At 75.3% G+C, this 16083-nt stretch carries 1 protein-coding gene; it reads left to right on the forward strand.

The window, feature by feature from the left end; translation table 11 throughout:
• The first annotated feature begins 284 nt into the window (after positions 1 to 284).
• Complete coding sequence (locus tag M8542_RS38705) at positions 285 to 15809, forward strand: type I polyketide synthase (RefSeq protein WP_257925328.1); 15525 nt, start codon at positions 285 to 287, stop codon at positions 15807 to 15809.
• The last annotated feature ends 274 nt before the right edge of the window (positions 15810 to 16083 follow it).

Consider the following 16083-nt stretch of genomic DNA (forward strand, 5'->3'; position numbering starts at 1 on the left):
GGCAGCGCCGCCACGGGGTGCGATCGCGGTCACACAGCCGCCGCTTCCCGGCGCCCCCGCGAGCCGGTGCGGCAGCCCACCATCGGGTGAACTGACCAGGTCGCCGCCGCCCCACGCGTCGACCACACGTCGCCCCGACACGAGCGAACGGGGGTTCGATGCCTCTACCAGGCTGAGGGATCCGCCGCCGGCACGGGCGCTTCTAGCCTCCGGAAAGCGGGCCGAAGGGGTTCACCCATCCGGTGCCCGATGGGGGTCCGCGCGACGAGAGGACGTGTGATTCCGTGCGCGCCGACCTGATCAGGCCCCTCCCCCAGGTGTTGCGGGAGCACGCGGGCGGCTTCGGCGAAAAGGTCGCCTTCTCCGACCACCGGCGTGCGGTCACCTACGGCGAGCTGGAAGCCCGGACCCGGCGGCTGGCCGGGCACCTGGCCGGCCTCGGGGTGCGCCGCGGCGACCGGGTGCTGCTGTGCCTGCGCAACAGCGTGGAGACGCTCGAGAGCTACCTCGCCATCCTGCGCGCGGGCGCGGTCGGCGTGCCGGTCAACCCCGCCTCCACCGACGCCGAGCTCGGCTACCTCCTCGCCGACAGCGAGGCGGTCCTCGTCATCACCGACCCCGTGCACGTGCCGGGGTTCGTGGCGGCCGGTGTCCCGCTGCTGGTGACCGGTGACGCGCCGCCCTCCGTCCACGCCTTCCGGGACCTGAGCGAGACCGAGCCCGCGGAACCCGCCCGGGACGACCTCGGCCTGGACGAGGTGGCCTGGATGTTCTACACGTCCGGGACCACCGGCGAGCCGAAGGGCGTGCTGTCCAGCCAGCGCAACTGCCTGTACTCGGTGGCGGCGAGCTACGTGCCGATCCCGGGGCTGTCCGCCGACGACCGCGTGCTGTGGCCGTTGCCGTTGTTCCACAGCCTTTCCCACATCGCGTGCGTCCTTTCGGTGACCGCGGTCGGCGCGACCGCGCGGCTCCTGGACAGCCCCTCGGGCGACGAATTCCTCGAAGCCGCCCAGGAAACCCGGGCCACCTTCGTGGCCGGCGTGCCGACCACCTACCACTACATCCTCGAAGCGCGGCGGCAGCGGGAAATCAGCCTGCCGGACCTGCGGATCGGGCTGGTCGGCGGCGCGGTCGCCGGCGCCGAGCTGAGCCGGTCGTTCCACGACGGGTTCGGGGTGCCACTGGTCGACGCCTACGGCAGCACCGAAACCTGCGGCGCCATCACCATGACCCCGCCGGACGGCGAGCGCGTCGACGGGTCGTGCGGGCTCCCGGTGCCCGGTGTCGACGTCCGGATCGTCGACCCGGACACCGGTCACGACGTGCCGGCCGACGTCGAAGGCGAAGTGTGGGTGCGCGGCCCGAACGTGACTTCGGGCTACCACAACAAACCCGAGGCGACCGCACGCGCGTTCCGGGACGGCTGGTACCGCACCGGTGACCTCGCGAGCCGCGACGCCGCCGGGTACTTCACCATCCGCGGCCGGGTCAGCGACCTGATCATCCGGGGCGGGGAGAACGTGCACCCCGAGGAGATCGAGGCGGTGCTGCGTGCCGCGCCGGGGATCGCCGACGTCGCCGTCGCCGGCCGGCCGCACGAGGTCCTGGGCGAGGTGCCCGTCGCCTACGTGGTCCCGGACGCCGAGGGCGTCGACCTCGCCGCCGTGCTCGCGCGGTGCCGCCACGAGCTGACCGCGTTCAAGGTGCCCGAAGAGATCTACGAAGTCGCCGCCGTGCCGCGGACCGTGTCGGGCAAGATCCAGCGCCGCCGGCTGGCCGAGCAGCCCGCCCTGCTGCGCTACACCGCGAGCGGGTCGCACGACGGCGTCCTGCGCCTGCGCTGGGTGCCCGCGCCGGTCCGCGGCGACAGCGGCCCCGCCCCGGCCATCATCACCGCCGCCGAGCTGGCCACGGCCGAGCCCGCCGAGCTGACCGTCCTCGTCGCCCCCGACCTGCCGGCGGATCCGGCGGAAAGCCGGGCCGAGACCGGGCGGCTGGTCGAAGCCGTGACGGCGTGGGCCGCCCGCACCGAAGCGGGGCACCTGGTCCTGCTGACCCGGGGTGCGGTGGCCGCGTCGGCCGGCGACGAGCCCGCCGATCCGGCCGGGTCCGCGCTGGCGGCCGCGACCGCCCGGGCGCTGGGCCCCCGCGCGATCCTGGTCGACCTGGACGACGCGTCGCCGGCCGAGGCCGTGCCGTACGCGGGCCTGCGCGGCGACCCGCGCTGGGCGGTGCGGTCCGGGCAGCTCCTGGTGGCCCGGCTGACCCGCCAGGAGGTCGCGGACACCTCGCCGCGGCAGCAGTGGGCGGCTCTCGACGGCGTCGTCGTGCTGACGGGCGCGGACACCCCACGCGGCGAGGCCGTGACCCGCCACCTGGAAGCCTTCCTCCCGGCCGGGCGCCTGGTGCTGCTCGACGGCGACACCGAATGGGCGCCGTCCGGCCCCGTCGCCGCGGTGATCCTCGCCGACGGCGACCCCGCGCTGGCCGCGAAACTGAGCGACGCCACGGCTTCCGAGCGGACCGCGTTCCTCGCGATCGTCGACTCGGTCAAGAGCACCGAGGCGGCCGCGGTGGTCCAGGAGCGCCGCCGGCGCGGCCTGGGTGGCGCGGTCCTCACCTGGGGCGCCGCGGCCGACGACGCTCCGCCCGCGCAGTGGGCGCGAGACGGGCTCCACGCCCTCGACACCTTCATCACCGGCACGGACCCGGCGCCGTTGTTCGCGCTGCGCCCACCCCGGCCGGAGCCGGGGGCTTTCGTGCCCCCGCTGCTGCGCGGCTTCTTCGCCGAGCCGGCCACCGCGCTGGACGACACCTCGGCCGCGCTCCGAGCCGAGCTGGCCGGCCTCGACCGGCACGGGCAGCGCACGCTGCTCCAGGCCCTGGTCCGCGAGGAAACCGCGGCGACGCTCAACCGGCCCGGCGCCGCCGACGTCCCGGCCGACCGGGCGTTCCGCGACCTGGGCTGCAGCTCGGTCGCGCTCGTCGAGCTGCGCACGCGGCTGATGGCCAAGACCGGCCTGAAACTGCCGACCGGGACGGCGTTCGACCACCCGACCCCGCGCGCGCTGGCCGATTTCCTGCACGCCGAGCTGACCGGCGGCCCGGCGGCCGAGACCACGGTCACCACGCCGGCCGCGTCCGACGAGCCGATCGCGATCGTCGGCATGGCCTGCCGGCTGCCGGGCGGGATCGCCGGGCCGGCCGACGTGTGGCGGCTGGTCAGCGAGGGCCGGGAGGCGTCCGGGCCGTTCCCGGCCGACCGCGGCTGGGACCTCGGGCGGCTGTTCGACGCCGACCCGGACCGGGCCGGCACCTCCTACGTCGACCGCGGCGGGTTCCTCGAGGGCGCGGCGGAGTTCGACGCCGGCTTCTTCGGGATCTCCCCGCGCGAGGCGGTCGCGATGGACCCGCAGCAGCGGGTGCTGCTGGAGACCGCCTGGGAAGCGCTGGAGCACGCGGGCATCGACGTCTCTTCGTTGCGGGGCACCGACGCCGGGGTCTTCGCCGGCGTGATGGAGCAGGGCTACGGCACCGGCGGCCCGGTGCCCGAGGAGCTCGAAGCCTTCCAGACCACCGGCACCGCGGGCAGCGTCGCCTCGGGCCGGATCTCCTACCTGCTCGGCCTGCGGGGACCGGCGATCACCGTCGACACGGCGTGCTCGTCCTCGCTGGTCTCCCTGCACCTGGCCGCGCACGCGCTGCGCCGCGGCGAGTGTTCGCTGGCGCTTTCCGGTGGCGCCACGATCATGGCGACCCCGCAGTCGTTCGCCGAGTTCTCGCGCCAGCGCGCGCTGGCCGCGGACGGCCGGTGCAAGTCCTACGCCTCGGCCGCCGACGGCACCGCGTGGGCCGAAGGCGCCGGCATGCTGGTCCTGGAACGCCTCGGCGACGCCCGGCGCCACGGGCACCGGGTCCTGGCCGTGCTGCGCGGCTCGGCGGTGAACTCCGACGGCGCGTCCAACGGCCTCACCGCACCCAGCGGCGACGCGCAGCAACGCGTCATCCGCCAGGCGCTGACCGCGGCCGGACTGTCCACTTCGGACGTCGACGCGGTGGAGGGCCACGGGACCGGGACCAAGCTCGGCGACCCGATCGAGGCCGAGGCGCTGCTGGCCACCTACGGCGCCGACCGCGCCGGGGAGCCGCTGTGGCTGGGCTCGCTCAAGTCGAACGTCGGCCACACGCAGGCCGCGGCCGGTGTCGCCGGCGTGATCAAGATGGTCGAGGCGCTGCGGCACGGGGTGCTGCCGGCGACGCTCAACGTGGACGAGCCGTCCTCGCGGGTCGACTGGTCGGCCGGCGCGGTCGCGCTGCTGACCGAAAGCCGGCCCTGGCCGGAGCGCGGCCGCCCGCGGCGCGCGGGGATCTCGAGCTTCGGCCTCAGCGGCACGAACGCCCACGTGATCGTGGAGCAGGCCCCCGAGCAGCCGGCTGTTCGCGAAGCCGCGACACCGCCCGCGATCGTGCCGTTCGTCCTGTCGGCTCGCAGCTCGGGAGCGCTGACCCGGCTGGCGGAGCGGCTCGTCCCGCTCGTCGAGCACGCCGACGAGTCGTCGTGGGCCGACATCGCCGTGGCACTCGCGGCCCGGCGGACGACCATGGACGAACGCGCGGTCGTGCTCGCCGGTTCGCAGGAGGAAGCGCTTGCGGGCCTGCGCGCGCTCGCCCGTGACGAGGCGGATCCCCTGGTGCTGCGCGACATCGCGACCTCGGACGCGTCGTCCGGCGTCGTGCTGGTTTTCCCCGGCCAGGGCGCGCAGTGGACCGGCATGGGCCGCGAGCTGCTCGACACCGCGCCCGTGTTCGCCGAAGTCGTCGAGGAGTGCGCCCGGTTGCTGCCCGAGTGGGCGGACTGGTCGCTGCTCGACGTCCTACGCGGCGACGCCGACGAGGACCTGCTCACCCGGGTGGACGTCATCCAGGTGGCGAGCTTCGCGATGATGGCCGGCCTGGCCGCGCTGTGGGCGTCGGCGGGCATCCGGCCCGACGCGGTCGTGGGCCACTCGCAGGGCGAGATCGCCGCGGCCTACGTCGCCGGGGCGCTGTCGCTGCACGACGCGATGCGGGTCGTCGTGGTCCGGAGCCAGACGATCGCCGACACGCTGTCCGGCCACGGCGGCATGGCCTCGGTCCGGCTCGACGCCGACGACGCGACGGCGCGGCTGGCGAAGTGGGCCGGCCGGGTCCAGGTCGCCGCGGTGAACGGCCCGTCTTCGGTGGTGCTGTCCGGTGAGCCGGACGCGCTGACCGAGGCGCTGGCCGAACTAGCCGGGGCCGGGGTCGACGTCCGCCGGGTGGCCGTCGACTACGCCTCGCACAGCGACCAGGTCGAGGCCGTCGAGGACCGGCTGGCCGAGGCACTGGCCGGGCTCTCCCCCGTCGAGCCCGCGGTGCCCTTCCACTCGACCGTGACCGCGGCGGGCCGCGCCGACGGCCCGCTGGACGCCGGCTACTGGTACCGCAACCTGCGGCAGCAGGTCCGGTTCGGGCCGGCCGTCGACCGCCTGCTGGAGCAGGGTTTCGGCGCGTTCGTCGAGGTCAGCCCGCACCCGGTGCTGGTGCAGCCGATCGCCGAAACCGTCCACGAGACGCGCTCGGCCGCGGTCGTCGCGGGTTCGCTGCGCCGGTCCGACGGCGGGCTCGGCCGCCTGGCGCGGTCGATGGCCGAGCTGTTCGTCCGCGGCGTCGCGGTGGACTGGCGGGCCCTGCTCCCGGCCCCCGACGCGGTCGCGTGGGTCGACCTGCCGACCTACCCGTTCGAGCGGCAGCGCTACTGGCGCCGTCCGGTGCCGGCGGGCGGCGCGGCCGGGCTCGGCCTCGACGACGCCGGGCACCCGCTGCTCGGCGCGCTCGTCCGGCTGCCCGGCTCCGGCGGCCTGGTCGCGACCGGGCGCTGGTCGGCGTCGCTGCTGCCCTGGACGCGCGGCGACGACGTGCCCGAGGCGGCGCTGGTCGAGCTGGCGCTGTGGGCCGGTGACCTCGCCGGTGTCCCGGTGGTCGAAGAGCTGACCGTCGAGCGGGCCGTCACGCTGTCCGGCCACGACGGCCTCGACGTGCGGATCGTCGTGGCGCCACCGGACGGCACCGGCCGCCGGTCGCTGACTGTCCACTCCGGACCGTCCGTCGCCGGGGACTGGACGCCGCACGCCACCGGCACCCTGGCTCCCGCGTCCAGGGACGTCGTCGAGACCGCCGCCGCCCCCGCGGCCGAGGTCGCGCTCGACGAAGCCGAGCAGTCCGACGCGCACCGCTACGGCATCCACCCGGCTCTGCTCGACGCGGCGGTCCGGACCGTCCTGCCGCCCGAGCGGCGGCCGGTGACCTGGCGCGGCGTCCGGCTGCTGGCGTCCGGGGCCGGCACCGTCGGCGTCCGGTCCACCCCTTCCCTCCGCGTCGAGCTGACCGATCCGGCCGGGCAGCCGGTGCTGACGGTGGCCGAGCTGGTCGCCGCGCAGCGCACGGCCACCGCGGCCCTCCACCGCCTCGACTGGGTCGAGCACCCGCCGCCCCAGGCGTCCGCGGAGCTGGTGGTCCACGAGGCCGACGTCTCGGCGGGCGACCCGCGGGCGGCGGTCCTCGCGGTGCTGGCGCGGCTCCAGGCGTTCCTCGCCGAGCCCGGCGACGCCAGGCTGGTGATCGTCACCCCGGACGACGACGGGATCGCCACGAGCGCCGTTCAGGGCCTGGTCCGCTCCGCGCAGTCGGAGCACCCGGGCCGGATCGTGCTGGTGGCCGCCGACGACGCTTCCCTGGCGAACGTCGCCGTAGCCGGCGACGAACCCCAGCTGCGGCTGCGGAACGGCCGGGTGCAGGTGCCCCGGCTGGCGCGGCTCGACGCGGCCGCGACCGCGTCCCGGCCGCTCGACCCCGCCGGCACGGTGCTGATCACCGGAGGCACCGGGACGCTCGCGGCGATCACCGCCCGGCACCTCGTCACCGAGCACGGCGTCCGGCACCTGCTGCTGGCCGGCCGTCGTGGCCCGGCGGCCGAGGGCGCCACGGCGCTGCGGGACGAGCTGACCGCGCTCGGCGCGACCGTCCGGCTCGTGGCCGCCGACGTGGCGGACCGCGAGCAGGTGGCGGCGCTGCTGGCGAGCGTCCCCGCCGAGCACCCGCTGACCGCGGTCGTGCACACCGCCGGGGTGCTGGCCGACACCGTGGTCACCGACCTCGACGCGGACCGCGTCGACGCCGTGTTCGCGCCGAAGGTGGCCGCGGCCCGGCACCTCGACGAGCTCACCCGCGACCTCGACCTCGCCGCCTTCGTGCTCTACTCCTCGGCCGCGGGTGTGCTCGGCAACCCGGGACAGGGCAACTACGCCGCGGCCAACGCGGCGCTGGACGCCCTGGCGCGGGAGCGGCGTCGCGCCGGCCTGCCCGCGGTCTCGATCGCTTGGGGCTACTGGGAATCCGCCAGTGGCCTGACCCGCCACCTCGGCCACGCCGACCTCCGGCGGAACCGGGACATCGGCATGGCCGGGCTGTCCGACGCCGACGGCATGGCGTTGTTCGACCAGGCCCTGCGGGCCGGCGACGCGGCCGTGGTCGCGACCGCGTTCGGCGCGGCGGCCGACGACACGCGAGTGCCTTCGGTGCTGCGCGGCCTGACTTCGGCGCGGCGGCCGGCCGCGGCGGCCGTGCGACCGGCGGCGGCCCCGGCCGCGTCGTCCGGGCGGCTGAACGCACTGCCGGAAGCGGAGCAGCTCGACGCGCTGGTCGACCTGATCCGCCGGCAGTGCGCGCTGGTCCTCGGCCACGCGAGCACCGACGCGATCCGGCTCGACCGGACGTTCAAGGACTCGGGCTTCGACTCGCTCACCGCGCTCGAGCTGCGCAACCGGCTCGCCGCCGCGACCGGGCTGACGCTGTCCCCCGCGATGATCTTCGACTACCCGCGGCCGCGGGCGCTCGCCGCCCACCTGCAGGCCAAGCTCCTCGACGAAGACGCGCAGGCGCAGCCGGCCACCGTGGCGCCGAAGGCGGCGGCCGACGAGCCGATCGCCATCGTCGCGATGGCCTGCCGGTTCCCCGGCGGCGTGCGCGGCCCCGAAGACCTGTGGCGGCTCGTCGAAACCGAGACCGACGCGGTCACCGAGTTCCCCGCCGACCGCGGCTGGGACACCGACGCGCTGTACGACCCCGACCCGGACCACCCGGGCACCACCTACGTCCGCCACGGCGCCTTCCTCGACGAGCCCGGTGCGTTCGACGCCGGCTTCTTCGGCATCTCGCCGCAGGAAGCGCTGGCGATGGACCCGCAGCAGCGGCTGGTCATGGAGACCTCGTGGGAGCTGCTCGAACGGGCCGGCGTCGACCCGCACGGCCTGGCCGGGCAGGACGTCGGCGTGTTCGTCGGCGTCAACAGCCACGACTGGACCGTGCGCACGCACTATGCGTCCGGGGTGGAGGGCTTCCGGCTGACCGGCGGCTCGGGCAGCGTCGTCTCCGGCCGGGTGGCCTACCACCTGGGCCTGGAGGGCCCGGCGATCACCGTGGACACCGCCTGCTCGTCGTCCCTGGTGTCCCTGCACCTGGCCGTGCAGGCCATCCGCAACGGTGAGTGCTCGATGGCGCTGGCCGGCGGCGTGATGGTGATGGGCACCGTGGAGACCTTCGTCGAGTTCTCGCGCCAGCGCGGGCTCGCCCCCGACGGCCGCTGCAAGGCGTTCGCCGACGCGGCCGACGGCACCGGCTGGTCGGAAGGGGTCGGGCTGCTGCTGGTCGAGCCGCTGTCGCAGGCCCGGGCCCGCGGCCACCGGGTGCTGGCCCTGGTCCGCGGGACGGCGGTGAACTCCGACGGCGCGTCCAACGGCCTCACCGCGCCGAACGGCCCGTCGCAGCAACGCGTGATCCGCACCGCGCTCGCCGCCGCCGGCCTGCGGGCCGACGAGGTCGACTCCGTCGAGGGCCACGGCACCGGGACCACCCTCGGCGACCCGATCGAGGCACACGCGCTGCTGGAGACCTACGGCCGGGACCGGCCGGCCGAGCGCCCGCTCTGGCTCGGCTCGGTGAAGTCGAACATCGGCCACACCCAGGCCGCGGCCGGGGTGGCCGGCGTGATCAAGATGGTGCTGGCCATGCGGCACGGCGTCCTGCCGAAGACGCTGCACGTCGACCGGCCCTCGACCCACGTCGACTGGACGGCGGGCGCGGTCCGGCTGCTCACCGAGCGCCGGGACTGGCCGCGGGCCGGCCGGCCGCGCCGGGCCGGGGTGTCGTCCTTCGGCATCGGCGGTACCAACGCGCACGTCATCATCGAGGAGGCCGGCGAACAGCCGGTGCTCGCCGACGATGTCGAGGCACCCGCGGCCGAGGCGCTGGTGCCGGTGCCGGTTTCCGGCCGCTCCCCCGCCGCGCTGCGGGCCCAGGCGGGCCGGCTGGCGGACTTCGTGGCTTCGCGCCCGGACGTCGCACCCGCCGGCCTCGCCCTCGCCCTCGCCACCGGCCGCGCGCAGCTCGACCGGCGGGCGGTCGTGGTGGCCCGCGACCGCGCCGGGCTCGAAGGTGAGCTGCGCGCGCTGGCCGACGGGGCGACGCCGGTCATCGGCGGCACCCCGGCCGACGGCAAGCTGGCCATCGTGTTCACCGGCCAGGGCAGTCAGTGGCCCGGCATGGGCCGCGACCTCGCGGCCGCCTTCCCGGTCTTCGCCGACGCGTTCGCCGACGCCTGCGGCGCTGTCGAGAAGCACTGGGCCGGGCACGACACGACGCCGCTGGCCGACGTCGTGTTCGCCGCCCAGGACAGCGGGCCCGGCCGGCTGATCGACCAGACGATGTACACCCAGGCCGGCCTGTTCGCCCTGGAAACCGCGTTGTTCCGGCTCTACGAGTCGTGGGGCGTGCGGCCGGACGTCGTCGCCGGCCACTCCATCGGGGAGATCACCGCCGCGCACGTCAGCGGGGTGCTCGACCTCGCCGACGCGGGCAAGCTGGTCGCCGCGCGCGCCCGGTTGATGCAGGCACTGCCGGGCGGCGGCGCCATGGTCGCCGTCCAGGCGAGCGAGGCGCAGGTCGCGCCGTCGCTGGTCGAGGCGCCCGGCGTCGTCGACGTCGCGGCGGTCAACAGCGCGCGGTCGCTGGTGCTCTCCGGCGACGAAGGGGCCGTGCTGTGGGTGGCGAGCGACCTCGCCCAGCTCGGCCACAAGACCCGCCGGCTGCCGGTCAGCCATGCCTTCCATTCGCGGTTGATGCGCCCGGTGCTCGCCGGGTTCCGGGAGGTCGCCGAGTCGCTGGCCTACCGGCCCGCCCGGCTGCCCATCGTGTCCACGGTGTCCGGCCGGCCGGACACCGCGCAGCGCTTCGCCACCGCCGACTACTGGGTCGAGCAGGTGCGGGCCACGGTCCGGTTCGGCGCCGCGGTCACCGCCCTGCGCGACCAGGGCGTGACGACGGTGCTGGAGCTCGGGCCGGGCGGGGTGCTCACGACGATGGCGTCGGAGAGCGTCGACTCCTCGGCGGTGGCCTGCGTCGCGACGCTGCGCTCGGACGGCGTGGAAGCCGCCGACGCGGTGGCGGCGCTGGGTGAGCTGCACGTGCGCGGGGTCGCCCTGGACTGGCCGGCCGTCGTCGGCCGGCCCGCCGGGTCCGGCTCGGCACTGGCCACCGAACTGCCGACCTACGCCTTCCAGAGCCGGCGGTACTGGCTCGACCAAGTGCCGCAAGGGGAACCGGTCGCGGCCGCGCCGGTCCTCGACGTCCCGGAGGAGAGCGTCGCCGCCCGGCTGGCGGAGCGGTCCCGCGGCGAACGCGAGCGGCTCGCGCTCGAGGTGATCCGCGAGTCGGTGGCGGTCGTGCTGGGCTACCAGCGGGCCGACCTCGACGCGATGGACGACGACCAGTCGTTCAAGAGCCTGGGCTTCGACTCGCTCGGCGGCGTGCGGCTGCGCAACCGCCTGCGCGACCTCACCGGCGTCGACCTGCCCGTGACGGCGGTCTTCGACTTCCCGACGCCGAAGGTCCTCGCGGCGCACCTGAGCGGCGAGGTCGCCGGCGAGGCGCCGGCCCCCGTCGCCGCGACGGTGGCCGACGACGACGAGCCCATCGCGATCATCGGCATGGGCGTGCGGCTGCCCGGCGGCGTCGAGACCCCGGAAGACCTGTGGCGGCTGGTCATCGAGCGCCGCGACGCGATCTCCGGGTTCCCCGTCGACCGCGGCTGGGACACCGACGGGCTCTACCACCCGGACCCCGCGCACGTCGGCACCACCTACACCCGCTCGGGCGGCTTCCTCTACGACGCCGCCCAGTTCGACCCCGCGTTGTTCGGGATCTCGCCGCGCGAGGCGCTCGCGATGGACCCGCAGCAGCGGCTGCTCCTGGAGGCGTCCTGGGAGGCGCTGGAGCGGGCCGGGATCGACCCGATGTCCGCGCGGGGCGAGGAAGTCGGCGTGTTCACCGGGATCGTGCACCACGACTACGCGACCCGGCTGGACCGGATTCCCGAGGACGTCCGGGGCTACGTGATGACCGGCACCTCGCCGAGCGTCGCCTCGGGCCGGATCGCCTACGTCTTCGGCTTCGAGGGACCGGCGGTCACCCTGGACACCGCGTGCTCCTCGTCGCTGGTCGCGATGCACCAGGCCGCGCAGGCCCTGCGCCGCGGCGAATGCACGATGGCGCTGGCCGGCGGGGCCACGGTGATGGCCAGCCCGGAGGCGTTCGTCGAGTTCTCCAGCCAGCGCGGGCTTTCCGCGGACGGCCGGTGCAAGGCGTTCTCGGCCACCGCGGACGGCACCGGCTGGTCCGAAGGCGCCGGCGTCGTGCTCCTGGAGCGGCTTTCGGTGGCGCGGCAACGCGGTCACCGCGTGCTGGCCACGCTGCGCGGGTCGGCGGTCAACTCCGACGGCCTGTCCAACGGCCTGACCGCGCCGAACGGATCGGCGCAGCAGCGCGTGATCCGGCGGGCCCTCGCCTCGGCCGGCCTGGACCCGGCCGACGTCGACGCGGTGGAGGCCCACGGCACCGGCACGGTGCTCGGCGACCCGATCGAAGCGGGCGCTTTGCTGGCCACCTACGGAAAGGACCGGGACGCGAACCAGCCGTTGTGGCTCGGGTCGCTGAAGTCCAACATCGGGCACACCCAGGCGGCCGCCGGCGTGGCCGGCGTGATCAAGATGGTCGAGGCCCTGCGCCACGGCGTGCTGCCGCCGACGATCAACATCGAGGAGCCGACCGGCCAGGTCGACTGGTCGGCCGGCACGGTCGCCCTGCTGACCGAGGCACGCGAGTGGCCGCGGACCGACCGGCCCCGGCGGGTCGGCGTCTCCGCCTTCGGCGCCAGCGGCACCAACGCGCACGTGATCCTCGAGCAGGCCCCGGCCGACGAGCCCGTGGCCGAGGCCCCGGAACCGGGCCTGGTGACCGACGTCGTGCCGCTGGTGGTGTCCGCCAAGAGCGCCCGGTCGCTCGGCGCGCAGGCCACCCGGCTGCGGACGACGCTGGACCGCCAGCCGCTCGGCGCGGTGGCCGACGCACTGGTGCGTGGCCGGGCGACGCTGCCCGAGCGGGCGGTCGTGCTGGCCGGCTCGCCGGACGAGGCGCTGACCGGGTTGGCCGCACTCGCCCGCGGTGAGGCGGCGCCCAACCTGACCACGGGCAGCGTGACCGGCTCCGGCGCGCCCGGGCGGCTGGTGTTCGTCTTCCCGGGCCAGGGCTCGCAGTGGACGGGCATGGGCCGCACGCTGCTCGAGAGCTCCGCGGTCTTCCGGGCCCGGATCGACGAGTGCGCGAAGGCGTTCGAACCCTGGGTGGACTGGTCGCTGACCGACGTCCTGCGTGGCGAAGTGGACGAGCAGACCCTCGAGCGCGTGGACGTCGTCCAGCCCGCGAGCTTCGCGATGATGGTCGGCCTGGCCGCGCTCTGGGAGTCGGCCGGCGTGCGGCCCGACGCGGTGGTCGGCCATTCGCAGGGTGAGATCGCGGCGGCCTGCGTCGCGGGCGCCCTGTCGCTGCCCGACGCGGCCCGCGTCGTCGCGGTGCGCAGCCAGGCGATCGCGACCACGTTGTCCGGCCAGGGCGGGATGGCGTCGGTGCTGCTCGGCGCGACCGAGGCGGCCGAGGCGCTCACCGCGTGGGCGGGCCGGCTCGAGGTGGCCGTGGTGAACAGCTCGTCCTCGACGGTCATCGCCGGGGACGAGGAAGCCCTCACCGAGGCTCTGGAAGCCTTCACGCGCGACGGCGTGCGGATCCGCCGGGTGCCGGTGGACTACGCCTCGCACACCCACCACGTCGAACGCATCGAAGACGTCCTCGCGACCGCGTTGCGCGGGATCGAGGCACGGCCACCGGAAATCCCCTTCTACTCGACGGTGACCGGGAGCTGGGTCGACGGCGGCGACGCGTTCGGCGCGGACTACTGGTACCGGAACCTGCGGCGGCCGGTCGGGTTCGGCCCGGCGGTCGCGAGCCTGCTGACCGACGGGTTCGGCGTGTTCCTCGAAGTCAGCGCGCACCCGGTCCTGGTGCAGCCGATGTCCGACGTCATCGACGACCCGGACTCGGCCCGCCCGCGCGGCGCCACCCGCCCGCTGGTCTCCGGCACGTTGCGCCGGGACACCGACGGCCCGGCGGCGTTCCTCGGCGCGGCCGCGGCGCTCCACGTCGGCGGGGTGCCGGTGGACTGGACCTCGGCGCTGCCGGCGCGCCCGGCCCGGCCCGCGGAGCTGCCGACGTACGCGTTCGACCGGCAGCACTTCTGGCTCACCGAAGCCGAAACCGACGACGACGGGCCGGTCACCACGACGGTCGACGTCGGCTTCTGGACCGCGGTCGACGACGGCGACCCGGCGGCACTGGCCACCCTGCTCGAGCTGTCCGCCGACCAGAGCGCGGCGCTGGGCACGGTGCTGCCGGCCCTCGCCGGCTGGCGGCGGGCGGCCGAAACCTGGTCGGTCTCGGCGCAGCTGCGGTACACGGTCGGCTGGGTCCCGCCGCAGCGCGAGGCCCTGGGCGTGCCGGCGGGCCGCTGGCTCGTCATCACCCCGGAGTCGGTGCCCCACCAGGGTTTGCCCGAGCAGCTGCGGGCCAACGGCCTCGACGTGCTGACCTGCGCGGTGGCGCCCGGCGCGTCGGTGGCGGACCTCACCGGGCAGCTCGGCGAGGTCCTGGCCGGCAACGAGGTGACCGGCATCCTCGCCCTTCCGGACCCTGCTGCCGTCGACCCGGCGGCGGTCACGACCGCGACGCTGACCCTGATCCAGGCCCTCACCGCGGCGGGTGCCACCGCGCCGCTGTGGTGCCTGACCCAGGGCGCGGTCAGCGTCGACGTCCGCGACGCCGCCGCCGGCCCGGCCGAGGTGGCCCAGGCCGCGGTGTGGGGTCTGGGCCGGGCGGCCGCGCTCGAGCTCCTGGACCGCTGGGGCGGCCTGGTCGACCTGCCTGCCGAACCGGACGGCCGCGCCGTCCGGCACCTGCTGGGCGTGCTGACCGGGACGGCCGGCGAGGACCAGGTGGCGATCCGGCGCTCCGGCGTGCACGTCCGACGCCTCCGGCGGGCCACCGGCACCGGCGGCGAACGCCGCTGGCGCCCGCACGGCACGGTCCTGGTCACCGGCGGCGCGGAAGGCCTCGGCCGGTACGTGTCGTCGTGGCTGGCGCAAGCCGGCGCCGAGCGCCTGGTCGTCACGACGGGCGAGGACGCGGACGTCGAGGCCCTGCGCGAAGAACTGGGCGCCGGCATCATCGTCGAGTCGTGCGCGGACGGCGACCGGGCGGCGCTGGCTGCCCTCCTCGACGCGCACCCGCTGACGGGCGTGGTCCACGCGGCCGACCTGTCGTTCACCAGCCCGCTCGACGAAACGGGCGGCGGCGAGGTCACCGAGGTCTTCCGGGCCAAGGTGGACACGGCGCTGTGGCTCGCCGACCTGACGGCGGACCACCCACTGGACGCGTTCGTGGTCTTCTCATCGATCGCGGGCATCTGGGGCGGCGGCGGCCAGGCAGCGGCCGGCGCGGCAAACGCGGTCCTGGACGCGCTGGTGCGGAGGTTGCGCGCGGACGGCGTCCCGGCCCAGGCAATCGCCTGGGGCGCACTGACCGCGGCCGGCATCGGGATGGACGAGGAGATGCTGGCCCAGCTACGGCGGCGCGGTGTCATCCCGATGACCCCGGAAACGGCGATGGCGGCACTGGACCAGTCGATCCAGGCGGACACCGAAGCGGTGGTGGTCGCGGACATGGACTGGAACGCGTTCATAGTGCCGTTCACATCGGCCCGCCAGAGCCCCTTGTTCAACGACCTCCCGGAAGCAGCGGCGGCGATCGAGGCGGCCCAGCCGTCGGAGGACGCAACGGAAAGCGCGTCGTCCCTGGTGACGTCACTGCGGGCGGCGGGCGAGGCGGAGCAGGACCGGATCCTGCTGCGCCTGGTACGCAGCCAGGCATCGACGGTCCTGGGCCACACCGGCGCGGAGGGAATCGGCGCGGCACAGGCATTCCAGGAAGCGGGCTTCGACTCACTGGCGGCGGTCAACTTCCGCAACGGCCTGATCGCGGCGACGGGCTTGCGCTTGCCGGCAACGCTGATCTTCGACTGCCCGACCCCCAGGGCGGTGGTGGAGTACCTGCGCGCGGAGCTGCTAGGCGAGGAGGAGGACGTGGACGCCCGAGAGGAGGACGTCCGAAGGATCCTGGCATCGGTGCCGTTCGAGCGCTTCAAGGAGGCGGGGGTGCTGGAGACGTTGCTGGGCTTGGCGGAGAGTGCTGGGCCAGCTGTCCCGGAGCAGGCCGCGGACGACGACGAGCTGATCGACGCCATGGATGTCGACAGGCTGATCGAAAGGGCCCTGGGCTCAGGGTCCTGACCCAAACGAAGGAGCAGGGTGGTCATCCCGTCGCCTGAGGCCGTCAAATCACTTTGAGCCGGGCCCGCAACCCTCCACCCAGCGCAGGATGAAAGCGCAAGCTTGCGGGCCCGGCTCAAAGTGATAGGCCTCGTTCAGGCGACGGGATGACCACCCAGCGGCGCACCTCTCAAAGGTGAGGCAGCAGCGGCAAGAGAGGGCCATCCCGGAGCCTGCCCGTCCGGCGAGGACATTTCTTTGAACCCGCGGCAGAACAGCTTCCGTGAACCCGCGG

It is taken from the genome of Amycolatopsis iheyensis, from assembly GCF_024703995.1.
GTDB classification, from domain to species: domain Bacteria; phylum Actinomycetota; class Actinomycetes; order Mycobacteriales; family Pseudonocardiaceae; genus Amycolatopsis; species Amycolatopsis iheyensis.